Genomic DNA, 22,959 nt, shown 5'->3' on the forward strand with positions numbered 1-22,959 from the left:
CGGGAACGAGTACGTCGGGACGCATCAGAATTTCTCCGGCCTGACCAGTGCGATGAACAAATAGACGAGCAACCCCAGCGCCAGCAGTCCGCCGACGACGTCGGCCACGGACCCCGTGCCGGTCACAGCTTCTCCAGACCACGCAGGGTCAGCGCGAGAACCACGAAGACGCCGATCAAGAGCACGGCGTAGAGCAAGTCGGCCACTGGGCACCTCTCAGGACAGGTCACCCCATCGGTGACCAGGACCCCGCAACACTGCGCCTGGTACAGACCATCGCGACCCCGGTCTGACGGCGTCTTGATGCCCCGATCGGGTGCCTTTACGACTTTTTGATGCCCGGTGACATGCCCCACAGACGGTGACCCACTGCGGACGGAGCGTGCAATTCGGGCAGACAAGCCCGCCCCACCGTGTTACACCGGTGTTACAAGTATTTGTATGTGCTAACTAATCATTGGGAGGTAGCGATGTGCGGAATCGCCGGGTGGGTCTCCTTCGACACGGATCTGACCCAGCGCCGTGAGGTCGTCGACGCGATGACCTCGACCATGGCGTGCCGCGGGCCGGACGACTCGGGCACCTGGATCCGGCCGAACGTGGCGCTGGGCCACCGCCGGCTCGCGATCATCGACCTGCCCGGCGGCAGGCAGCCGATGGCCGAAGCCGGGCTGGCCGCCATGGTCTACAGCGGTGAGGCGTACAACTTCACCGAGCTGCGCGAAGAGCTTTCCAAGCGGGGCCACAGCTTCGAGACCGACAGTGACACCGAGGTCGTCCTCCGCGGTTACCTGGAGTGGGGCGACGAGGTCGTCGATCACCTCAACGGCATGTACGCCTTCGCGATCTGGGACGAACGCGACGAGAAGCTCGTGCTGATCCGCGACCGCATGGGTATCAAGCCGTTCTACTACCACCCGACCCCGGACGGCGTCCTCTTCGGCTCCGAACCGAAGGCGATTCTCGCGAACCCGTTGGCGCGTAAGGTGGTCGACACCGACGGGCTGCGTGAGCTGATGGCCATGACCAAGACCCCCGGCTGGTCGCTGTGGAAGGGCATGCACGAGGTCGGACCGGGCACGATCGTCACCGTCGACCGCTCGGGGATCCGTACGCGGACGTACTGGAAGCTCGACGCGAAACAGCACACGGACGACCGGGAGACCACGGTCGAGCGGGTGCGCGAGCTGATGACCGACATCGTGCACCGTCAGCTGATCGCCGACGTGCCCCGCTGCGTCCTGCTTTCCGGCGGGCTCGATTCCAGCGCCGTCACCGGTCTCGCCGCCGCGCGACTCGCCGAGCAGGGCGAGCGGCTGCGCACGTTCTCCGTCGACTTCCAGGGCCAGGAGGAGCACTTCCAGCCGGACGAGGTCCGGGACACCCCGGACTCGCCGTACATCCGCGATGTCGCACGGCTGGTCGGCTCCGACCACAAGGACGTCGTGCTGAACCCGGCCGAACTCAGCGACCCCGAGGTCCGCCGCAAGGTGCTGGCCGCGCGGGACATCCCGGCCGGGCTCGGGGACATGGACACGTCGCTGTACCTGCTGTTCAAGGCGATCCGCGCGGAGTCGACGGTGGCGCTGTCAGGTGAGTCCGCGGACGAGGTCTTCGGCGGGTACCGCTGGTTCCACGACGAAGCCGCGGTGAACTCGGGGACGTTCCCCTGGCTCGCCTTCCGGATGGGGCTCACCAGCGAGCGGGGTGCCCTCCTGCGCGGTGAGGTCCGGGAGAAGCTGGACCTGCCCGGTTACATCGCCGACCAGTACAGCACCGCCGTCGCCCAGGTCGAGCACCTCGACGGCGAGAGCGAGCAGGACCGGAAGATGCGGACGGTCTGCAATCTCCACCTGAGCCGGTTCGTGCGGATGCTGCTGGACCGCAAGGACCGGGCGTCGATGGCCGTCGGGCTCGAAGTGCGCGTGCCGTTCTGCGACCACCGCCTCGTGGAGTACGTCTACAACACGCCGTGGTCGCTGAAGACGTTCGACGGCAGGGAAAAGAGCCTGCTGCGGCACGCGACCGAACACGTGCTGCCGGCGTCGGTGCGGGACAGGGTCAAGAGCCCGTATCCGTCCACTCAGGATCCCGGCTACGCGGCGGCGTTGCAGCAGCAGGCCAAGGAGGCGCTGACCGAACGGGACAACCCGGTGTTCGCGCTGGTCGACCGCGACTGGCTGCACCGGGTGTCCGAAGTGGACCCGGTGACGATGTCGTCGGCCCAGCGCTCCGGCATCGACCGGGCGCTGGACCTCTACCACTGGTTCGACCTGTACTCCCCCGAGCTTCAGCTCGACTGAGCACCCGGTCCGCCGCCGTCTCGGCGACGGCGGCGGACCACCGCCTGAGCGCACGCGTTCTTCCCCCGGCGTGGCCGGGTCCGGGCCGATGGAGCGCATCGGCTCGGCGTGATGCGGCCTCAGGAGGAGCCAGGCGATCGAAGCCGCGAAGGACACCGCGGCCGTGCCTTTCTAGGAACGGCGCCGGATGGCGAAGGTCGCGGCGACGGCGAGCAGGAGCGAAGCACCCGAGAGGATCGCGGCTTCGGTCCATTGGAAACGCCAGTACCAGTCAGCGGGCAGGACCTTGAGCGCGGTGACCTCGCCGGCGGCGTCCTGGACCATCTCGATCACCCGGCCCACCGGCTCGGTGCCCAGTGCGACGAGTTCCGGTTCGGCGTAGCGGTCGCGGACGTTGCTCACGCCGATCATCAGGCCGACGGTCACCGCGATGGTGACGGCGATGGCGGGCAAAGTCTTGCGGATGACCGCTCCCGCGGCCGTGCCGAGCACGAACCCGAAGAGCCACCACGCCGCGGGTGCGACACCGGTCATCGCGAACAGGACCGGATTGTCGAAGCGGCTGGTGAAGGCGGTGTCGCCGCGATCGGTGGGGAAGACCGCCACCCAGCGTTGCATCATCGTGCCGAACACGAGACCCCCGAGGGTGGCGAGCACGGCGAGGAACCCCAGTTTCACGCCGAGCCAGCGGAATCGCGAGATCGACTGGGTCCAGGCGAGTTTCGTGGTACCCCGTTCGAACTCGGCCGCGACCAGTGGAGCGCCCCAGAACACCCCGATCGCGATCGGGACGACCTGGAGCCAGGACAGGTAGGTGTACAGGTCGGTGAAATGCTTCGCCGGATCCGCACTGTTCGCCGCGGTGTGCCCGTTGACCAGCAGCAGGATTCCCACGAGGACGAGCAGGGCGGCGGTGATCGTCAGCTGCATCCGGTGCTGACGGCAGGTGAGCCAGAGCATCGTTCTCCCTTACGCCGAAGCCAGTGTCGGACGCGGCAAACTCGCGGATTCGGGCCGTCGCAGGTAGGCGAGCACCAGTTCCTCCAGGGTCGGCGACCGATCGGTCCACTGTGGACTCAACAGGACCGGTCGGGTGCGGGCGAACACGGTCGCCTGCCTGCCCGCCCTGGCCTCGTCCACGATCGTGACGCGTTTCGCCAGCGCGTCGGCCTCCTCCACGGGTCCGGAAAGGATGCGGTGCCCGGCGACGAGTTCGTCGATGTCGCCACTGACCTGCACCCGGCCGCCGTTGAGCACGATCAGCCAATCGCAGGTGTTCTCCAGGTCGGAGACGACGTGGGAGGAGAGCAGGACGGTCATCCCGGTCTCGGCGACGGCCTCCATCAGACCGCGCATGACTTCGTGGCGGGCCAGCGGATCGAGGTTGGCGAGCGGCTCGTCGAGTACGAGGAGGTCCGGGCGTTTGGCGAGCGCGAGGGTGAGCGCGACCTGCGCCCGCTGGCCGCCGGAGAGCTTGCCGACCTTGTGCTTCAAGGGAAGTCCGAGTGAATCGATGCGCTCGAGTGCGAACTCGTCGTCCCAGCCGGGGTTGAGGCGCCTGCCGAACTTGAGCATCTCGGCGATGCTGAAGCCCGCGTACATCGGCTTGTCCTGAGCGAGGAAGGCCGTGGTTCCCCGGATCGAGACCGAGCCGAGGGTCGTGTCCAGTAGCCCGACGGCCAGGTGCAGGAAGGTCGTCTTGCCCGCGCCGTTGGGCCCGACAAGGGCGACGACGCGCCCTTTCGGCACGGAGAGGGAGCAGTCGCGCAGTGCCCACTTGCGGCGGTAGCGCTTGCCGAGCCCGGTCGCCTCGATGGCGGTTTCATCGGTCATGCCGTCCGCTCCCCTCGAAAGCCATCGACCACCACCGAGGTGAACAACGCCTCGACGTCTTCCTGATCCAGCCCCGATTCCCGCGCGTCGCGGACCCAGGCGCCGAGACTCTTCCGCAAGCGCGTGCGCTCCGCGAACGAAGCGCCTCCGAGCGTCTTCCGGACGAAGGTGCCGAGACCCGGCTTCCCTTCGACGAGCCCTTCGCGCTCCAGCTCGCGGTACGCCTTGAGGACGGTGTTGGGATTGATCGCCAGCTCGGCGACCACTTCCTTCGCCGTCGGCAGCCGGTCCCCCGGCTCCAGCAGTTCCAGGCGGAGGGCGTTCTTGACCTGCTGGACGAGCTGGACGTACGTCGCGACGCCCGAGCCCTTGTCCAAGTGGAAGCTGACCACCGGCAACACCCTTTCACTAATTAAGTAGTGAAAGGGTGCAGGCAGGTGGCCGCCCCTGTCAAGCGATCAAGGTGTTCGTCGTGAACGCCGAAAAGCCGCGAAGGCCTCTCGGAGTCATGGGGTTGTTGCAACACCGTCTGATGGGGGGTGGGGTTGTGGTGCGGGTTCATCGGTGGTTGCCGCGGTCGGTGCGGGTGGAGTTTTGGGAGCGGGTCCGGGCCGGGCTGGCGGCGAAGCCGGCGGCCCGGGCGGTGGGGCTGTCCCCGACGACGGGGGTGCGGTTGTTCCGGCAGGCTGGCGGGGTGATCGGTAACGCACCTGCTCGGCCTGGTCCCCTCCGGTTGAGCCTGGCCGAGCGGGAAGAGATCGCCTGCCTGAAAGCCGCGGGCCAGGGGCCCCGGGCGATCGGGCGGGCGATCGCCCGGCCGGCCTCGACCGTGTCCCGCGAGCTGGCCCGCAACACCGGTTCCTCCGGCCGCTATCGGGCTGTCAGCGCGCAGCACACGGCCGAGAACCGTGCGAAACGCCCGAAGGCCGCGAAACTGGCCGCGGACACCGTGTTGCGGGACGTGGTGCAGGACAGGCTGAACCGTAAATGGTCCCCGCGTCAGATCGCGCGGAGACTGGTGCTGGAGTTCCCCGACCAGCCGGAGATGCGGGTGTCCCACGAAACGATCTACCAAGCACTGTATGTCCAGGGAAAAGGCGCGCTGCGCCGCGAACTCACCCAGGCGTTGCGGACCGGGCGGGCACTGCGGATGCCCCGCCGGCAGGCCCAGGCCCGCCGGGCCCGGCCCGCGGGCAGGATCCCCGACATGGTCAACATCTCCGAACGGCCCGCCGAGGCCGCCGACCGCGCCGTCCCCGGGCATTGGGAAGGCGACCTGATCCTGGGCAAGAACAACAAATCCGCGATCGGGACCCTGGTCGAACGATCGACCCGGTTCGTGATGCTGCTGCACCTGCCCCACGGACGCGACGCCGCCACCGTCGCTCACGCCATGACCGAGACCATCCAGACGCTGCCGCCGCTGCTGCTGAAATCCTTGACCTGGGACCAGGGCAAGGAAATGGCCCACCACAAAAAGATCACCCTGGCCACCGGGATCGACATCTACTTCTGCGACCCACACGCACCCTGGCAACGCGGAACCAACGAGAACACCAACGGCCTACTCCGCCAATACTTCCCCACAAGCACCGACCTGTCCCAGCACACCGCCGCAGACCTCGCACGAGTCGCCGCCGAACTCAACGGCCGCCCCCGCGAAACCCTCGACTGGCACACACCCGCCGAAGCCCTCGAAGCACTACTCTCCAACCAACAAACAATGCGTGTTGCAACCACCATGTGAATCCGCCCCTCCTTGAGGGACTTTGAGTCCTTTAAGGAGGCCTTCGCGGAAATCCCAACCCAGTCAAGAAGAAGCGCCAGTCCGACACAGGGGGAAGACGTCGAGCTGGCACTACCCCCAACCCCCACCGCCGTCGGAGGGCGGTGCCTGTGCGAGGTACAGGTGTCCACCGTCGTACCGGAACCGAATGGGGGGTCCTGCCCGTCTTGTTGGTTGGGCACGGTTCCGGCGACGGGTCCTCGGTGGACACAGGCAAGGATCACGCGGGCCGGATGCAGGGCGCTTGCACTACGCTTGCAGGCTCCGGCGAGGGTGAGCGGAGGTGGCCGGGTGGAGTTCCGCGTCCTCGGCGCCGTCGAGGCGTGGGCCGGTGGCGATCCGGTCGATCTCGGCTCGCCCAAACAACGACTCGTGCTGGCGGTTCTGCTGCTGGAGGCGGGCAGACCGGTACCGCGCGAACGGATCATCGACCTGCTCTGGCCGGAAGAACCGCCCGCCAGTGCGCGGAACACCGTTCAAGCGCTGGTGTCCAGGCTTCGCGCCGTGTTCCGCTGCGCGGGCGGGCCGGAGATCGTCTCCGAGGGGACCCGGTACCTGCTCAAGGTCGACCCGCACCAGGTCGACCTGCACCGCTTCACCGAGCTGACCGCGCAAGCCCGCGACGCCGACGACGAGACCGCCGTGAACCTCCTGGACGAGGCGCTCGGCCTGTGGCGCGGCGAGGCGTTGTCCGACGTGGTGAGCGGCGAGGTCGCCCAGCGGCTTCGCGGCGGCATCACCGAGGAACGCTGGACGGCACTGGAGGATCGGGCCGAAGCGCGGCTGCGGCTCGGCCGCGGCAGGCAGGTCCTCGCGGAGCTGACCGAACTGGTCGCCGCGCATCCCCTGCGGCAGCGGTTCGTCGGGCAGCTCATGCTCGCGCTGCACCGTGAAGGACGCACCGACGACGCCCTCGAGGCTTTCCGCGCCTTGAGGAACCGGCTGGGCACCGAACTGGGTCTCGATCCTTCCCCGGAGCTGCGGCGGCTGGAATCCGCGATCCTCGGTGCCGATCCCGCCCTCGAACCCCCGGCCGGGCCCGAGCCGGTCCGCCCGGCGCAGCTGCCGCACGACGTCCGGGGATTCGCCGGGCGGGTGGCGGAGCTGGAGCGGCTCGACGAGGCGACCCGCCACCCGGCCGGGGGCACCGACATCTGGGTGATCAGCGGCACCGCCGGTGTCGGCAAGACCGCGCTCGCGGTCCGCTGGGCCCACCGCGTCCGCGACGCGTTCCCCGACGGCCAGCTGTACCTCGACCTGCGCGGTTTCGACCCCGATCACGAACCACTCACCCCTGCCGTCGCGCTCACCCGGCTCCTGCAGGCACTCGGCACCGCACCCAAGGCCATTCCGCCGGACACCGACACGCGCGCCGCCCTGCTCCGGTCGCTCCTCGCCGACGAACGGGTCCTCCTCGTCCTCGACAACGTGCGCGACACCGGCCAGGTACTGCCGTTGCTGCCGCCGTCCGGCACCGTCCTGGTCACCAGCCGCCAGCGGCTCGGCGACCTCATCGCCCGCACCGGCGCCCGTGCGCTCCCGCTGTCCGTGCTGCCCGCCGAAGACGCGCGGCATCTCCTGGAAGCCGTACTCGGCAGCGAAACCGTCGCCGCCGAGGCCGTCGCGGCCGCGGAACTGGCGCGGCTGTGCGGGCACCTCCCGCTCGCCCTCCGGATCGCGGCGGCCAACCTCGGTGCCAGTGGCGAACCCGAGATCGCCGAACTCGCCCGGGAACTCGCCGGTGGCGACCCGCTGGCGGAGCTGACCGTCGACGGTGCCGAGGAAAGCGCCGTGACCACGGCGTTCGGCGTCTCCTACCGGACGCTTCCCGAAGAGCACCGGCGGCTGTTCCGCCGGCTCGCGCTCGTTCCGGGCCAGACGTTCACCGCCCCCGCCGCCCAGGCGCTGACCGGCGTCCCGCCCTCGAAGGCGAACCAGCAGCTCAAGGCGCTCGCGGCGGCGCATCTCGTCGAGCGCTACACCACTGGGCGCTACCGGTTCCACGATCTCCTCCGCAGTTTCGCGGCGGGGCGCACCCTGGCGGAGGACGCGAAACCCGAACGCGACGCCGCGGCGAGGCGGCTTTTCGAGAGCTACCTGGCCACCGCCGACGCCGCGGGCCGCACCCTCATCCCGCACTTCCTGCGGCTGCCCCGCGAGGAACCGGCGGACGCACCCTTCGCCGACACCGAAGAGGCGCTGGCGTGGCTGGACGCCGAATGGCCGAACCTCGCCGCCGCCGTCGAGCACAGCGCCGAACACGGCCCGCCCGAGTTCTCCTGGCACCTCGCCGACGCGCTCCGCGCCTTCTTCCACCAGCGCGGTCATCACGCGGAGTGGATCGACACGGCATCGACCGCGCTCAAGGCCGCCCGCCGCGGCGGGGCCGGGCAGGCGCAGGCGGCGATGCACCTGAGCATCGCGCTCGCCTGCGTCAACAGCGGCCGCTACGACGAAGCACGCGAACACCTCACCAACGCTTTGCGTGGAGACCTCCTCGCCGGCTGGGACGCCGGCCGCGCGGCCGTGCTCAACAACCTGAGCGCGGTGCACCAGCGCCTCGGTGACCCGCAGGAGGCGATCCGCTGCGGGCTGGAATCCCTGCGACTGTGCGAAGAACTGAACATGCCCGCCGTCTCGATGGCACTGGCGAACCTCGGTTTCCCGTACTGGCAAACAGGTCAGCTCGACGAGGCACTCACCCATTTCACCCGCGCGCTCGAGGTCGCCGAACGGGACGGCGCCCGGTTCAGCGTCGCGGTGCTGCTGGTCGACCTCGGCACCGTGCACCGCGACCTAGGTCTCCTCGACGACGCCTACGACTTCTACACCCGCGCGCTCGCGGCCAACCGCGAACTGGGTTACCCCTACGGCGAGGCGACCGCGCTGTCCGGCAGGGCCGTACTCGAAAGCAGGCGGGATCCGAGCGAGCAGAACCGCACGGACGCGCTCGAAGCCGTCGAACTGACGCGCAAGATCGGCGACCGGGGCACCGAGGCCTGGACGCTCGCCGGACTCGGCGAGGTCTGCCTGCGGCTCGGCCTGCCCGACGAGGCCGCCGAGCACTACCGGCTCGCGTTGTCGATCGCGCGGACGACGAGCTTCTTCTGGTGCGAGGCCGCCGCCCGGACCGGACTCGCGGAAACGCTGCTGCGACTGGGAAAACTCACGGAAGCCCGGACACACGGCGAATTGGCCCAGGAACTCGCCGCCCGCTCCGGTTACCGGCTCGTCGAGGAACGCGCGAACCAGATCCTGGACGAGCTCTAGCTTCTCCCGCCCTGTGACTTCACGCTGCCGGCGATCGCCGCCGCGACCGCTGTCAGGGCACCGAAAATGATCATCAGCGCGATCGCGGTGCTGTCCTGGTCGTCGAAGCTGAAGAGCCACCTGAGCTGAGCACCGAGGGGCGTGGCCGACAGCAGCGGCGTCCCGACGAAGACCGCCACCACGGAGAACACGCAAAGCGCGAACAGCGTCCACGCGCCGGGAATCCGGCGAGCGAACGTGAAGCCCGCGGCCACCACCAGCGATCCCGCGGAGAGGAGGCCGAAGGCCGCGTTCTGCGCCATCAAGCCCGTCCAGCGGCTGCCCGGCTCGTTGGCGTACCAGACGTTGTAGAGCGCGAACCAGACGAGCAGGCCGGCGGTGAGCACCGCCAGGACGCCGGCGATCATCGCCGCCACGGCGTTCGCCCTCGGTTTGGGCGCCACCTGGCCCGGCCCGGCCGGATGCTGCCCGTACCGGGGGAAACCGGGCTGCGGTGGGTTGAGTTGCGGTGGATTGGGCTGCGGTGGATTGGGCTGCATCCGTACTCCTCGCGCGTCCGGCGACCCGAACCGGCCGCCTGTCCTGGTTCGTGGTCACCGTAGCCAAAGGTGCCTCCTGGTGTCCGGTCTTGGCAGCAAGCTGCCTTCGCACGCCAGCGGCCGGGAGGGTGCCGGGCGGTCGAAGGGAACTTTCTTCGCATCGGATGCAGGGAAGTCCCCTTCACCGCAGCCAACCGGATCCTGGCCGCGGCCGGTCGCAGCCCCTCCATCTTCACACCTTCTCAAGTACGTGAAGGCCCCCTTCCTGTACATAGGCGCAAGGAAGGGGGCCTTCACGTACTCCGCAACCACCGGCAGACCCTCGTGAGTGTTCATCGAGGGGGTGAGGCAAAGGTGTCAGGCCGTCGAAGCTTTGCATGGCCCGATCACCGGGGTCCGGCGTCCCCATGACGTCCACAAAGGACGTGTTATGCCGAGGCCGTTCTGAGCTATGCGCACTGCGTTGATGAGGTAAGTCGACCTGTCGCGTGTAGGGCGTGGTCGCCTACATAGGCAGTCCGCTGGTCGCGGATGCCTCCTTGCCTACCCTGCAGGCAGGAAGGGAGGCATTCGCTACCTTCACGCGTGTTCCCTGGTGACAGCGGGACGACTGTGACGCCAGCACCGGGTCTCGAAGTCCGTGAAGGCCTCCTTGAGGGACCCAGGGTCCCTCAAGGAGGCCTTCACGGACTCGCCACCCACACGACACCTTGCCTTACCTCTCAATAGAACGCTCATCGCCACTCACGACCCCTGACAAACCACCAAATCGGGCACTCATAGGAGGTAAATTGTCCCTTGTGGACAATTGGGGCCGAGATCGGCCTGTGTCCGGCTCGCGTCCCGGAAACCCTTCCAGGGAGTCGACGGGACAACCGGTGCGGCAGGACTCGCACCACGACATGTTCGCCCGCTCCTCAATAAACCTCTCTGCCACTCGCAAGCCGGGGCAGAGCCGGCCGTATGGTCATCGCCCGTCTCCAGGAGGGGCAGGGCGGCAAATCGTCCAACAACTTCCTCACAGACTGCCGGAGCACGCACGCCACTCCCCTTCGGGTCGGCTTCGCCCGGCATGCGGAGTCACTGGGCTGCGCGGCGGTGGTCGTGGTGCGGACAAAGCCGCGCCGGTCAGATATCTGCAGAGCTGACGAGACGCACCGCCCGCACGAACGCTCCCACCAGCGGGTTGGTGCTCTCCTTCGGCCAAGCCAGGGCGATCCGCAGTGGCTCGATGTCGATGATCGGCCGCCACACCAGATCCGGATGGGCGTAGAACCTCGCCATCGACTCGGGCGAGATGCAGACCGCGTCGGTGGTGGCCACCAGTTCGAGCATCTCCTCCACGTTGCCGTTCTCCGGTCCCCAGTTCGGGGCCGAGCCGTCGGGGCGCGGGTTGACCGCCCACCAGTCGACCCAGTCGGCAGGAGCGTCGCGGGTCCACAGCAAAGGCGCGTCGCGGAGGTCGTGGATGACGACCTCTTCCTTGCCCGCCAAAGGATGCGAGGCGTTCATGGCGACCCATCGCCGTTCGGTGGCGACGACTTCGGCATGCAGGCCGGTCAGCTCGGCGGGCAGCCAGACGAACGCGATGTCCGCGAGCCCCTCACGCAGAGCCTGTGCCTCGCCACCCCAGTCGAACCGCTTCGGTTCGATGGTCGCGTCGGTGTGGCGTTCGGTGAACAGGGTTCGCGCCCGCCGGGCGAGCGGACCACCGCCGGTCGCGACGAAACCGACCCGCACCACGTTGCCCTCGGCCGCGGCGGCCGTCCGCACGAGACGGCCGGTGAGCTGCCAGTCGGCGAGAAGGCGGCGCGCGGCGGGCAGAAGCACCTCGCCGGCGGCGGTCAACCGGATCTCCGAGTTCCCCCGGGTGAACACGTCCGTACCCAGCCGGGACTCCAGTTGCCGGATCTGGCGGCTCAGTGACGGCTGCGTGACGAACAGGGCTTCGGCGGCCCTGGTGAAGCTCAGATGTTCCGCGACGGCGACGAAATAGCGCAACACCCGCGTGTCGACATCCATGTCCTGATCCTCCCGATGCCCCGAACGTATGGGTACGGGCATTGGACCGCCGTGAGGTCCCGGTGATTGCGTGGACGGCAGCCACTTCTGGAGGGAAACGACCGTGGAAGACCGAAGGACACCGATCGACCGGGCGAAGTTCCTGCGGGCAGGCGGGGCGGGCGCCGCCGCGCTGCTGGCCACGTCCTTGACCGGCGGAGCGGCGTCCGCCGCGCCGGAGCGAGCCCGGGAGCACCCCAACGTCACGCTGATCCGCCGCTACTACGAGGCCTACGGCTCCGGCGATCTGAGCGCCCTCAAGCAGTTCTTCGCACCGGACATCCGGTGGACGATCCCGGGGCACCATCCGCTCGCCGGGACGAAGACCGGCGCCGACGAGGTCGTCGCCTTCTTCGGCGAACTCGCCCGCGCCGGATTCCGGGCGGAGGTGCTGTACCTGGCCGCGGACGGCGACTGGGTGGTCGATCTGCACCGCGGCTGGAGCACCACGCCCGCCGGCCTGGACCTCACCTGGGTGCTCGCCTATCGCGTCCAGGGCAAGCGGATCGCCGAGGCGATCAACTTCGCCTCCGACCAGCACGCCGCCGACGCGTTCTTCTGGCGGCGATACCCGCTGGCGCGGATCCCCGACCGTCTCGCGAGGGGCTGAGCGATGGACGACTCACGCAGGCGAGTGCTGGCCGCGGGTGCCTGGGGGCTCGCGGCGACGGCCGTGGCGTCGACCGGCGCGGCCGCCGCCTCAGAACGGTCACGCGGCCGGTTCGACGGTGAAGTCGTGCTGATCACCGGTGCGACCTCGGGCATCGGTGCCGCCACGGCGCGGGCGATGGCGGCCGAGGGCGCGAAGGTGTTCTTCTGTGGCCGCCGCGAAAAGCTCGGCCGGCAGGTCGCGGCCGGGATCCGGGCGAGCGGCGGCGAGGCGACCTTCCGCCGCGCGGACATCCGGGTGGAGGCGGACGTGCGTGCTCTGGTCGACCAGTGCGTACGCCGTTACGGCCGCTTGGACATCGCCGTCAACAACGCGGGGATCGAAAGCCCGCGGGCGGTCCCGCTCGCCGAGCAGAGCCTGGCCGATCTGGAGAACGTCTGGCGCACCAACACGGCCGGGGTCTTCCTCGGGATGAAGTACGAGATCCCGAGGATGCTCGCGCAGGGTGGAGGCGTCATCGTCAACACCGCTTCGATCTCCGCGGAGGTCGGTTTCGCCACCATCGCGCCCTACAACGCGAGCAAGCACGGCGTCACGTCACTGACCAAGGTGGCGGCACTCGAGTACGCGGACAAGAACATCCGGGTCAACTCCTTCGCCCCGGGCGCCGTGGACACCCCGATGCTCCGCCGTGCCGCGGAAGCGTTCGGGCTGACCTACGAACAGATCGCGCAGGGCTACCCGATCAAGCGCATCGTACGACCGGAAGAGATGGCGACCGTGGTGATGTGGCTCAGCTCCCCGGATTCGAGCGCGGTGACAGGGACCGACGTCGACGCGAGCGGCGGTTACCTGACGGGCTGACTGAATTTCTCGAAGCCGGCGAAGTAGCCGGCGGCCATGTCCTCGTCGCCGTGCCCGGCTTCGGACGCGCGTCCTTCTCGGCGTTGTCGACCGAGAAGGCGGTGGTGCAGTCGTTTTGAGGATTACGGCCGGCTTCGCCGGGAAGTGGCCGTTGTCCATCGGACCTCAGCGTCCGAGCAGGCGCCGGATCTCGGTGACGGCCGCGCGTCCCGCCCGGTTCGCGCCGACGGTGCTGGCGGACGGGCCGTAGCCGACCAGATGCAGCCTCGGCTCGGCGACGACCCGGGTGCCGTCCATCCGGATGCCGCCTCCGGACGCGCGCAGGCGCAACGGCGCGAGGTGGTCGATCGCGGCACGGAACCCGGTGGCCCACAGGATGAGGTCGGCGGGCTCGAAAGTGCCGTCGGCCCACTCCACTCCGTCCGGGGTGATCCGCCGGAACATCGGGTGGCGGTCGAGGATGCCCGCGTCGAGCCCCGCGCGCACCTCGGGTGTCACCGCCAGATCGGTCACGCTCACGACACTCTTCGGCGGCAGGCCCTCCCGGACCCGCCGGTCGACCTCGGCGACGGCCTCCCTGCCCCATTGCTCACTGAACGGCTCGTCGCGCCAGACCGGCGGACGCCGCGTCACCCAGCGCGTCGAGCGCGCGAAGGGGGCGATCTCCAGCAGCAGTTGAACGGCCGACGCGCCTCCGCCGACCACGACGACGCGTTTCCCGCGGAAGTCGCCCACGCCGGTGTAGTCGGCGGTGTGCAGCTGGCGGCCGCGGAAGGTCTCCTGGCCCGGGTAGTACGGCCAGAACGGCCGGTCCCAGGTCCCGGTCGCGCTGATCACCGCGCGGGCGGCCCAGGTCTCGGCCGCGCTGTGCTGATTCGCTCTCGGCGGGAAAACGTACCTCGAGCTCGCGACCACCAGCCGAGCGTCCTCGGAGCTCACCGACCGGACGTCGACGGGCCGATGGACCGGAAGATCGTAGGTACGCTCGAACCGGCCGAAGTACTCGGCGACGGCCTCGGCCGCGGGCTGTTTCGGGTCCGGGACGCCGAAGGACATGCCGGGGAGGTCGTAGACGCCGTGGACCTTTTCCATCACCAGCGAAGGCCACCGGTACTGCCAGGCGCCACCAGGCCGTTTGCCGTGGTCGAGCACGACGAAACCCGCCTCGTTGGCGAATCCCGCGCGGCGCAGGTGATACGCCGCGGACAGACCGGCCTGACCCGCCCCGATCACCGCCACGTCGACTTCGTGATCCGCCTTCATACCGGGTTCAACGGCTGACGGAAGCCGCTATTTCGTCCGCTGCGTCACAGCCCGCACGATCGCGACGACCAGGAGCACCCCGGCGAGGACCACCAGCACCGGTGCCATCCGTTTGCCCACGGATCCGCCCGCGTATTCCATCAGGTCGATGGCCTCCCCCTCCGGCACCGGCTTCACCGCTTGCAACGGCGGGCGTTCCCGGGGTTCCTCGGGTTCGGAAGTGCCGAGTCTGCCGGACAGGCTCTCCGCGAACGAGTCGAGGATCTTGCCGCCGACCTCGGAGATCATCCCGCGCCCGAACTGCGCCGGTTTACCGGTGACCGCCAGCTCGGTGGCGACGGCGCCGTGGGTGACGCCGTCCTTCTCGGTCAGGGTCAGCGTCACCGTCGCCGACGCCGTGCCCGCCCCGCGGGCGTCCTTTCCGGCGGCCTTCATGACCACCTTCTTCGCGTCGGCGTCCTTCTCGACGAATTGGCCGGTTCCCTTGTAGAGCAAGGAGATCGGCCCGAGCTTGACCTTCACCGTGCCTTTGAAGGCGTCTCCGTCGACTTCGGTGAGGGTGGCGCCCGGCATGCACGGCGCCACCCGTTCCGGGTCGACGACGGCCTTCCAGACCTCGTCCAACGGGGCGGGAACGGTGAATTCGTGGTCGAGCCGCACGGGCCGACCTCCCTTCTCGATGGTCAAGAACCCGCCGCGGCGAGGACCGCCCGGCCGGTCAGCACCCTGGCGAGGTGCTGCCGGTATTCGACATCGGAATCGCCGTCGGCCGTGGGGTTCGTGCCCTCGGCCGCGCGTCCGGCCGCGCCGCGGATCGCCTCGGCGGTGGCCGCGCAGCCGACCAGCGCCTCCTCCACCCCGGCCGCCCGCACCGGTGTCGAGCCCATGTTGGTCAGCGCGACCCGCGCCTCCTCGATGGTGCCCGCCTCGGTGCGGACGCAGGCCGCGACCGCGACCATCGACCACGCCTGCGCGACCCGGTTGAACTTCTCGTAGTGGGCGCGCCAGCCGGTGTGCTTCGGCACCCGGACCTCGACCAGGAGTTCGTCCGCGGCGAGCGCGGTGGTGAACATGTCCTGGAAGAAGTCCGCCGCGGCGACCGTCCGCCGTCCGCCCGGCCCGGCGACGACGAGTTCGCAGCCGAGCGCGAGTACGGGGGCGAGCAGGTCGCCGGCGGGATCGGCGTGCGCGAGGGCACCGCCGAACGTGCCGCGGTGGCGGATCTGCGGATCGGCCACCGTGTCGGTGGCGGCCTTGAGCACCGCGGCGTGCTCGGCGACCAGCGCGTCCCGCTGAACGTGGTGATGCGTGGTCATCGAGCCGATGACCAGCGCGTCACCGTCGTCGCGGATCCCACGCAGTTCGGCGACCTTCCCCAGGTCGACCAGCGTGGTCGGGGTGGCGAGCCGCATCCGCAGCACCGGCAGCAGGCTTTGCCCGCCCGCCAGCACCTTGGCGTCCTCGCCCGCCTCGGCGAGCGCGCGGATCGCTTCGTCCACCGTGGACGGAGCGACGTAGTCGAACGGGGCCGGGATCACTGGGCACCTCCGGTGGCGTCGATCGAACCGAGACCGCCACCGGCTTCGGAGCCCAGCCCGCCCGCGGCGGCCGATCCATGCTGGATGGCGTGCCAGACCCGCATCGGGGTCAACGGCATTTCGATGTCGTTCACCCCGAAGTGCCGGACGGCGTCGATCACGGCGTTGACCACCGCCGGGGTCGAGGCGATCGTGCCCGCCTCGCCGACTCCCTTGGCGCCCAAGGGGTTGGTCGTCGACGGTGTCTCGGTGCGGTCGGTGGTGAAGCTGGGCAGATCCACCGCCGACGGGAGCAGGTAGTCGGCGAACGTACCGGTGGTCAGCGTGCCGCCCTCGTCGTGGACGGCCTCCTCGAACAACGCCTGCGCGATGCCCTGCGCGAGCCCGCCGTGCACCTGGCCTTCGACGATCAGCGGATTGACGGCCACGCCGACGTCGTCGACGCAGACGTAGGAGCGCAACCGTACGCGCCCGGTCTCGGTGTCGACCTCGGCCGCGCACAGATGGGTGCCGTGCGGGAAGGAGAAGTTCTCCGGGTCGAACGTGTCCGACGAATCCAGTGAGGGTTCGACCCCGTCCGGCAGGTTGTGCGCCGAGAACACGGCCCACGCGATGTCCTGGATGGACGTCGAAACTTTCGTGCCCTTGACCGAGAATTCGCCCGCCGAGAATTCGAGGTCGTCCTCGGAGCACTCCATGAGATGCGCCGCGATCGGCTTCGCCTTGGCGAGCACCTTGTCCGCCGCCTTGACCACCGCGATCCCGCCGACCACCAGCGACCGGGAGCCGTAGGTGTCCATGCCCTTGTGCGAGGACTGGGTGTCGCCGTGGATGACCTCGATGTCCTCGAACGGGACGCCGAGTTTGTCGGCGACGATCTGGCTCCACGCCGTCTCGTGGCCCTGGCCGTGCGCGGAGGCGCCGGTGATGACCTCGATCTTGCCGGTCGGCAGCACCCGGATCTCCGCGTGTTCCCAGCCGCCCGCCGCGTAGTCCAGCGAGCCGAGTACCCGCGACGGCGCGAGACCGCACATCTCGGTGAAGGTGGAGATGCCGATGCCGAGCTGGACCGGGTCGCCCGATTCCCGCCGTTCCTTCTGCTCCCGGCGGAGGCCGTCGTAGTCGAACAGCTCCTTGGCCTTGGCGGTGGCGGCCTCGTAGTCGCCCGAGTCGTAGGTCAGCCCGGCCACCGTGGTGAACGGGAATTCCTCGTGCCTGATCCAGTTCTTCTCGCGGATCTCCATCGGGTCCATGCCGAGTTCGACCGCGAGTTCGTCCATCATCCGCTCGATCCCGAACGTGGCCTCCGGCCGCCCGGCGCCGCGATAGGCGTCGGTGAGCGTGGTGTTGGTGAACACGTTGGTGCACACGAAGTGGTACGCCGGGAACTTGTAGATGGCGTTGAACATGAAGGCGCCGAGGATCGGCACGCCGGGGCCGACCAGGCCGAGATAGGCGCCCATGTCGGCGAGCAGTTCGACCTTGAGGCCGGTCACCGTGCCGTCGCGGTTCGCGGTGATGGTGAGATCCTGGATCTGGTCGCGGCCGTGGTGCGCGGCGACCATCGTCTCCGAACGGGACTCGGTCCACTTGACCGGTTTGCCGAGTCGCTGGGCGATGAGTGTCGCCATCATCTCTTCGGGCAGCACGGCGATCTTGCCGCCGAACCCGCCGCCCACGTCGGGCGCGATCACCCGCACCTTGTGCTCGGGCAGGCCGAGCGTGGCCGCGGTCATCGTCTTGAGGATGTGCGGGACCTGGGTGGCCGACCACATGACCAGCTGACTGCCCGTCGGGTCGACGACACACGCCCGCGGTTCCATGAACGCCGGCACCAGCCGCTGCTGACGGAAGCGCCGCTTGAGCACGACCTCGGAATGCGAGATCGCGTCCTCGACGCTGGAGCCGGTGCCCGCGTCGGCGGAGTCGAAGACCCAGACCGCGTTCTGGTTGGTGCCGAGGTCCTCGTGCACCAGCGGCGCGCCATCGGCGAGCGCGTTCTCGAGCCCGAGGACGACCGGCAGTTCGGCGTACTCGACGTCGATCGCCTCGAGCGCGTCGTGTGCTTCCGCCGCCGTGCGGGCGACGACCACCGCGACACCCTCACCGGCGAAGTTCACCGTGTCCGAAGCGAGGATGGGCCGCCTCGGCGACTTCATGTCCGGGGTGATCGGCCACGCGCACGGCATGCCGATGGCGCTCTCCGGGTCGAGGTCCTTCCCGGTGAACACCGCGACCACACCCGGCGCCGACTTCGCCTCGGTGACGTCGATCGAAACGATCCTGGCGTGCGCGAACGGGCTGCGGAGCACCGCGAGGTGCAGCATGCCGGGCAGGGTCAGGTTGTCGGTCCAGCGGGTCCTGCCGGTGATGAGGCGTTCGTCCTCCTTGCGGCGGCGGGACTTGCCGATCTCCGGTTCGATCGTGGAGGTCATCACTCACCCCCCGCGCCGACCCGGGAAGCGGTGTCCGAGGCGAGCCGCCCGGCCTCGGGACCGGCGGCGGGCCGCATCCGGTGGGCGGCATCGCGGACCGCGCGGACGATGTTCTGATAGCCCGTGCACCGGCAGAGATTGCCTTCGAGACCTTCCCGGACGGCCTGCTCGTCCGGATCGGGATCGTCGGCGAGCAGGTCGATCGACTGCATGATCATGCCGGGAGTGCAGAACCCGCACTGGAGCGCGTGATTCTCGTGGAAGGCCTGCTGCACGGGATGCAATTCGCCGTCGCGGGCGAGTCCTTCGATCGTGGTCACCTCGCAGCCGTCGGCCTGGACCGCGAGTACCGAACAGGATTTCACGCTGTGCCCGTCGAGGTGGACGGTGCAGGCCCCGCAGTTGCTGGTGTCGCAACCCACCACGGTGCCTACCTTCCCGATCCGTTCGCGCAGATGGTGCACGAGCAGGGTGCGGGGTTCCACGTCGTCCGTGCAGGGGGTTCCGTCGACGGTGACGGTGATGCGCATCAGGCCTCCAAAAGCAAGAGAAACCCCGCGCGGGCCCGGGGTCGTTCGGGAGCGGCCGGTCATTCGGTTGGCGCGGACCGACCCCGGAAGGACCGTGATCGGACTCACAGTGGAGCGTGCTACTCAGGCCCGGTCAGGGCAACCCCCAGCAGGGGTCGACTCCGCGACGATGGTGCACTTGCGTTGAAAACAAAGAGATTTCGCCGCAGACGCGAACACGGCGAGTCTCCCTTCGGTACTCGATGCCCCTGGGAACCGTCCTCGTCACTCAGGAGGCCAGATGGCGTTCGACCCGGTGACCACGGTGGCGACCCTGGCGCCGGGGATCTCGTGCACGGTCAGCGCGGCCAGGCCGGCGGCCCCCGCCGGTTCCGGGAGGACACCGAGGGTTTCCGCGCCCAGCCGCATGGCCGCGCGCAGATCGTCGTCCTCGACCAGCACGAAGTCGTCGACGAGCGACCGCAGGCGGCGGATGGATTCCGGTTCCGGGGTGCGGATCGAGATGCCACCGGCGAACGAGTTCACCCGGTCGACGGTGATCGGCTCACCGGCCCGCCAGCTCGTCGCCATCGCCCGCGCCGACGTGGTCCCGACACCGACGATCCGGATGTCCGGGGTTCGCGCCTTGAGCCAGAACGCGACGCCGGCGATCAGCGCGCCGTCGCCGACCGGGAGCACTACCGTGTCCATGGCACCCGCTTCCGCCAGCTCCAAGCCGATCGTGCCCGCCCCTTCGGAGATCGCCGGCTCACGGCCGTCGACCACGAACACGCGGTCGGGGGCTTCGGCGGCGAAGGTCGCCGCGGCGACCTTCGCCTCGCCGTCGACCCGGCACACCCGCGCCCCCAAGGTCTTCATCCGCCGCAATTTGACCGGGGAGATGTCGGCGGGCACGAACACCTCGGCCCGCAGGCCGTGCTTGCGGGCGGCGAACGCGACGGCCTGCCCGAAGTTGCCGCTGGTGCCGCACACCATCGTGGTGCCCGGCTCCAGTCCGGCCGCGAAGTAATCCGCGCCGCGGCCTTTGAAACTGCGCAACGGATTCAGCGTCTCGATCTTCACCAGCACGTTCCGGCCGAGTCGATCGTTGAGCTGTTCGTCGCTGTACTGCGGGGAATTCAGGAAAACGGGGTCGATCACCTTCGCCGCCTCGGCGACGTTGTCCAGCTTCAGGTCGATGTCGGTCATGACGCTCAAGCTAGGCCGGGAACCGATCATGGCGATTGTAAATTTTCCCGTTCGCGTGCAAAAATTTTGCGTGCCTCTCGACGAGATAGACCATCTGCTGCTCACCCTCGTCCAGGCCGACGCCGCCCGTCCGCTGCACGACCTGGGTGATGCCGTCGGCCTCTCCCCGAGCGCGGTGCAGCGACGGCTGACCCGGCTGCGCGCCACGAACGTGATCCGCGCCGAGGTCGCCGTGCTCGATCCGGACGTGCTCGGCGCCGGAATGACGTCGGTGGTCCTGATCGCGCTGACCCACGACGACGAAAAGCACCACACGGCCTTCCGCGAACGCATGCTGGCCGAACCCCGTGTCCAGCACTGCTACAGCATCGTCGGGCAGTGGGATTACGTGGTCGTCCTGCTCAGCCCGGATCTCAAGGCGAGCCGGCGCCTGTCCAGGAAACTGTTCGACCAGTACGTCAACCGGTTCGAGACGCTGCCCGCCTTCGAGGTGGTCAAGTCGAGCCAGTCGGTGCCGGTGCCCGGCGTCAGCCGTGGATCCGGCCGCTGAGTTCGGCGAGCCGCGAGCCCGAACCGTTCCACCGCAGCGCGATGATCTCCGCCGCGATCGACACCGCGGTCTCCTCCGGGGTCCGCGCGCCGAGATCGAGGCCGATCGGCGAGGACAGCCGTTCGAGTTCCGCCTCGGTGACCCCGGCTTCGCGCAACCGCGCGAACCGGTCGTCGTGGGTCTTGCGTGAGCCCATCGCGCCGACGTAACCGACGTCGAGGCGCAACGCGACCTCCAGCAACGGCACGTCGAACTTCGGATCGTGGGTGAGCACGGCGATCGCGGTCCGGCCGTCGATCCGGCCCGCGTCGGCTTCGGCCGCGAGATAGCGATGCGGCCAGTCGACGACGACCTCGTGCGCGTCGGGGAACCGGCTCTTCGTCGCGAACACGGGCCGCGCGTCGCAGACCGTGACCTGGTAGCCGAGATACGCGCCCATCTTCGCCATCGCGGCGGCGAAGTCGATCGCGCCGAAGACCAGCAGGCGCGCGGGCGGTTCGAAGGAGTTGACGAAGACCGTCATCCCTTCGCCGCGGCGCTGCCCGTCCGGCCCGTAGCGCAGGGTGCCGGTGCGGCCGCCGGCGAGCATGCCCCGCGCGTCGTCGACGACGGCGTCGTCCATCCGCGAGGAACCGAGCGAACCGGCGACCCGGTCCGGCCAGACGACCAGATGCTCGCCGACCAGGCCCGCCCGTTCGTGCTCGATCACCGTGACCACGGCGACCGGCTGTCCACTGTGGACCGCTTCGACGACCTCGCCGAGTTCCGGCATCGAGTCGCGGTCGATGTGCTGGACGTGGATGTCGATGATCCCGCCGCAGGTCAGCCCGACGGCGAACGCGTCGTCGTCGCTGACGCCGTAGCGCTGCAGCACGGGCGCGCGCTCGGCGACCACCTGCTGCGCCAGCTCGTAGACGGCGCCTTCGACACAGCCGCCGGAGACGCTGCCGGTGACCGTGCCGTCCGGGGCGACGAGCATCGCCGCGCCCGGGCTCCGCGGCGCCGACGAGAACGTCGCCACCACGGTGCCGACCCCCACCGTCTCGCCTGCCGCCCAGCGGCGGTGCAGTTCGTCCAGTACGTCACGCATCGGCGATCTCCACCAGCAATCGTTCCAATGTGGCCAAGCTGTGCCCGGCGAGCAGCCGATCGAGGGACGGGAGCGCGGCCACGATGCCGGACTGCACGGGAGCGTAACCCGCCCGCCCCGCGTGCGGATTCACCCAGAATACGACGTGCGCGAGCCGTCGCAGCCTGGCGAGCTGCTCGCCGAGCAGGCCGGGGTCACCGCGTTCCCAGCCGTCGGAAAACACGGTGACCACGGATCGCCTGGCCACGCCGCGTTGTCCCCAGCGGTCGAGGAACGCCCGCAGGGTCTCGCCGAGCCTGGTCCCGCCCGCGAAATCGGGGACCGCGGCGGCCGCGGCGAGCATGGCGTGTTCGGGATCGCGCAGCCGCAGCTGGCGGGTGACCCTGGTGAGCCGGGTACCCAGGGTGAACACCTCGACCCGTCCGGGAGCGCGACGCGCCACGACGTGCGCGAACCGCAACAGGGAGTCGGCGTACGGCCCCATCGAGCCGGAGACGTCGATCAGGAAGACGACGCGGCGTGGTTTGACGCTCTTCCGCCGGTACGCCAGGCGCACGGGCTCGCCCCCGCCGGCCAGCATCGCCCGGAGTGTGCGCGAGGGATCGAGGGCTCCCCGCCGGGCAGCGCGACGGCGCGGCGAGGAGCGCGGCGGGAGCGCCGGGCGCAGTTTCGCGAGCAGTTCCCGCAGGTGAGCACGTTCGGCGACGCTCAGCTCGGCGAGGTCGCGATGACGCAGGATCTCTTCCTCGCTCGCCGCCACGCGGAGTTCGTCGGGCTCCGCGGCGGACTCACCCTGGCCCGGCGCCCGCGCGAGCGTGGCGATCCTGGCCCGCTTCCGGGCCGCTTGCCGGCTTCGCCGTCGTGGGGCGGCTTCCTTTTCGGTGAACCAGCCGCCGAAAGCGGCGTCGTAGCGCGGCAGGTCGTCGGGGTCGGCGCACAGCGTCAGCCGCCCGGCCCAGTAGAGCTGCTCAGGATCGGCGAGGTCGATCTCACCGATGGCCCCGAGGTATGCCTGCACTCGATGCGCGTCGCACGGCAAACCGGCTTCGCGCAAGGCCTCCGCGAAGCCGACGAAGCCCGCCAGTGGATCGCTCACCCC

The 22,959-nt window shown here is 69.4% G+C and carries 20 protein-coding genes; 6 read left to right on the plus strand and 14 right to left on the minus strand.

Translation table 11 applies throughout. The features are described from left to right. Positions 1–24: 24 nt before the first annotated feature. Positions 25–126 carry a K(+)-transporting ATPase subunit F gene (gene kdpF / locus P3102_RS27550; protein ID WP_276362947.1) on the minus strand — a complete coding sequence of 34 codons (102 nt, stop codon included), beginning with the start codon at positions 124–126 and terminating at the stop codon, positions 25–27. Positions 127–470: 344 nt separating this feature from the next. Here kdpF and asnB point away from each other — a divergent pair, with 344 nt between their 5' ends. After that, a complete protein-coding gene (asnB, locus tag P3102_RS27555) occupies positions 471–2,303 on the plus strand; it encodes an asparagine synthase (glutamine-hydrolyzing) (protein ID WP_276362948.1) in 1,833 nt (610 codons plus the stop codon). A gap of 171 nt (positions 2,304–2,474) precedes the next feature. On the opposite strand, the gene P3102_RS27560 is transcribed toward asnB, so the two are convergent. From P3102_RS27560 to P3102_RS27570, 3 genes are read right to left on the minus strand one after another with little or no spacing between them, the layout of a single operon-like run. Then, positions 2,475–3,263, minus strand: a complete 789-nt coding sequence (locus tag P3102_RS27560) for an ABC transporter permease (protein ID WP_276362950.1) — start codon at positions 3,261–3,263, stop codon at positions 2,475–2,477. A gap of 9 nt (positions 3,264–3,272) precedes the next feature. Further along, a complete protein-coding gene (locus P3102_RS27565) occupies positions 3,273–4,136 on the minus strand; it encodes an ABC transporter ATP-binding protein (RefSeq protein ID WP_276362951.1) in 864 nt (287 codons plus the stop codon). Further along, entirely contained in the window at positions 4,133–4,528 is a 396-nt protein-coding gene (locus P3102_RS27570) for a GntR family transcriptional regulator (protein ID WP_276362953.1), read from the minus strand. Before P3102_RS27570 ends, P3102_RS27565 begins: the two co-directional genes overlap by 4 nt. A 281-nt stretch (positions 4,529–4,809) precedes the next feature. Between P3102_RS27570 and P3102_RS27575 the strand changes: the two genes are divergently transcribed. Both P3102_RS27575 and P3102_RS27580 read left to right on the plus strand, forming a co-directional pair. Further along, a complete protein-coding gene (locus P3102_RS27575; protein ID WP_276371022.1) occupies positions 4,810–5,883 on the plus strand; it encodes an IS30 family transposase in 1,074 nt (357 codons plus the stop codon). 330 nt (positions 5,884–6,213) lie between these two features. After that, positions 6,214–9,192, plus strand: coding sequence for a BTAD domain-containing putative transcriptional regulator (locus P3102_RS27580; RefSeq protein ID WP_276362954.1), 2,979 nt, complete (start codon positions 6,214–6,216; stop codon positions 9,190–9,192). Here the strand turns inward: P3102_RS27580 and P3102_RS27585 are convergent. Continuing rightward, positions 9,189–9,731 carry a hypothetical protein gene (locus P3102_RS27585; RefSeq protein ID WP_276362956.1) on the minus strand — a complete coding sequence of 181 codons (543 nt, stop codon included), beginning with the start codon at positions 9,729–9,731 and terminating at the stop codon, positions 9,189–9,191. The genes P3102_RS27580 and P3102_RS27585 overlap by 4 nt on opposite strands. 1,128 nt (positions 9,732–10,859) lie before the next feature. Continuing rightward, positions 10,860–11,753, minus strand: a complete 894-nt coding sequence (locus P3102_RS27590; RefSeq protein ID WP_276362957.1) for a LysR family transcriptional regulator — start codon at positions 11,751–11,753, stop codon at positions 10,860–10,862. A 103-nt stretch (positions 11,754–11,856) separates the two neighbouring features. Here P3102_RS27590 and P3102_RS27595 point away from each other — a divergent pair, with 103 nt between their 5' ends. After that, on the plus strand, positions 11,857–12,402 hold the full coding sequence (locus P3102_RS27595) for a nuclear transport factor 2 family protein (protein ID WP_276362959.1): 546 nt from the start codon (positions 11,857–11,859) through the stop codon (positions 12,400–12,402). 3 nt (positions 12,403–12,405) lie between these two features. Beyond that, positions 12,406–13,266: an SDR family oxidoreductase gene (locus P3102_RS27600; RefSeq protein WP_276362960.1), complete on the plus strand. Its 861-nt coding sequence runs from the start codon at positions 12,406–12,408 to the stop codon at positions 13,264–13,266. Between the two features lie 165 nt (positions 13,267–13,431). Here the strand turns inward: P3102_RS27600 and P3102_RS27605 are convergent, their stop codons facing one another. The 6 genes from P3102_RS27605 to P3102_RS27630 all read right to left on the minus strand — a co-directional run bounded on the left by P3102_RS27605 (position 13,432) and on the right by P3102_RS27630 (position 20,220). Continuing rightward, positions 13,432–14,529, minus strand: coding sequence for an NAD(P)-binding domain-containing protein (locus P3102_RS27605; RefSeq protein ID WP_276362962.1), 1,098 nt, complete (start codon positions 14,527–14,529; stop codon positions 13,432–13,434). Between the two features lie 27 nt (positions 14,530–14,556). Beyond that, positions 14,557–15,189 (minus strand): SRPBCC family protein, encoded by a 633-nt coding sequence (locus P3102_RS27610; RefSeq protein ID WP_276362964.1) that lies wholly within the window; start codon positions 15,187–15,189, stop codon positions 14,557–14,559. Between the two features lie 23 nt (positions 15,190–15,212). Beyond that, entirely contained in the window at positions 15,213–16,067 is an 855-nt protein-coding gene (locus tag P3102_RS27615) for a xanthine dehydrogenase family protein subunit M (protein WP_276362965.1), read from the minus strand. Continuing rightward, a complete protein-coding gene (locus P3102_RS27620) occupies positions 16,064–18,502 on the minus strand; it encodes a molybdopterin cofactor-binding domain-containing protein (protein WP_276362966.1) in 2,439 nt (812 codons plus the stop codon). The genes P3102_RS27615 and P3102_RS27620 overlap by 4 nt, the downstream gene beginning before the upstream one ends. Next, positions 18,502–19,032, minus strand: a complete 531-nt coding sequence (locus P3102_RS27625; protein ID WP_276362968.1) for a (2Fe-2S)-binding protein — start codon at positions 19,030–19,032, stop codon at positions 18,502–18,504. The genes P3102_RS27620 and P3102_RS27625 overlap by 1 nt, the downstream gene beginning before the upstream one ends. Before the next feature lie 264 nt (positions 19,033–19,296). Further along, positions 19,297–20,220: a pyridoxal-phosphate dependent enzyme gene (locus P3102_RS27630; RefSeq protein ID WP_276362969.1), complete on the minus strand. Its 924-nt coding sequence runs from the start codon at positions 20,218–20,220 to the stop codon at positions 19,297–19,299. Between the two features lie 70 nt (positions 20,221–20,290). Between P3102_RS27630 and P3102_RS27635 the strand changes: the two genes are divergently transcribed. Then, complete coding sequence (locus tag P3102_RS27635; protein ID WP_276362971.1) at positions 20,291–20,770, plus strand: Lrp/AsnC family transcriptional regulator; 480 nt, start codon at positions 20,291–20,293, stop codon at positions 20,768–20,770. Here P3102_RS27635 and P3102_RS27640 read toward each other — a convergent pair. Beyond that, a complete protein-coding gene (locus P3102_RS27640; protein ID WP_276362973.1) occupies positions 20,748–21,860 on the minus strand; it encodes an XdhC/CoxI family protein in 1,113 nt (370 codons plus the stop codon). The two genes, P3102_RS27635 and P3102_RS27640, sit on opposite strands and share 23 nt — an antisense overlap. Next, positions 21,853–22,956 (minus strand): VWA domain-containing protein, encoded by a 1,104-nt coding sequence (locus P3102_RS27645; protein WP_276362974.1) that lies wholly within the window; start codon positions 22,954–22,956, stop codon positions 21,853–21,855. Before P3102_RS27645 ends, P3102_RS27640 begins: the two co-directional genes overlap by 8 nt. Between the last annotated feature and the right edge of the window lie 3 nt (positions 22,957–22,959).

This window comes from Amycolatopsis sp. QT-25 (assembly GCF_029369745.1).
Classification (GTDB): Bacteria; Actinomycetota; Actinomycetes; order Mycobacteriales; family Pseudonocardiaceae; genus Amycolatopsis.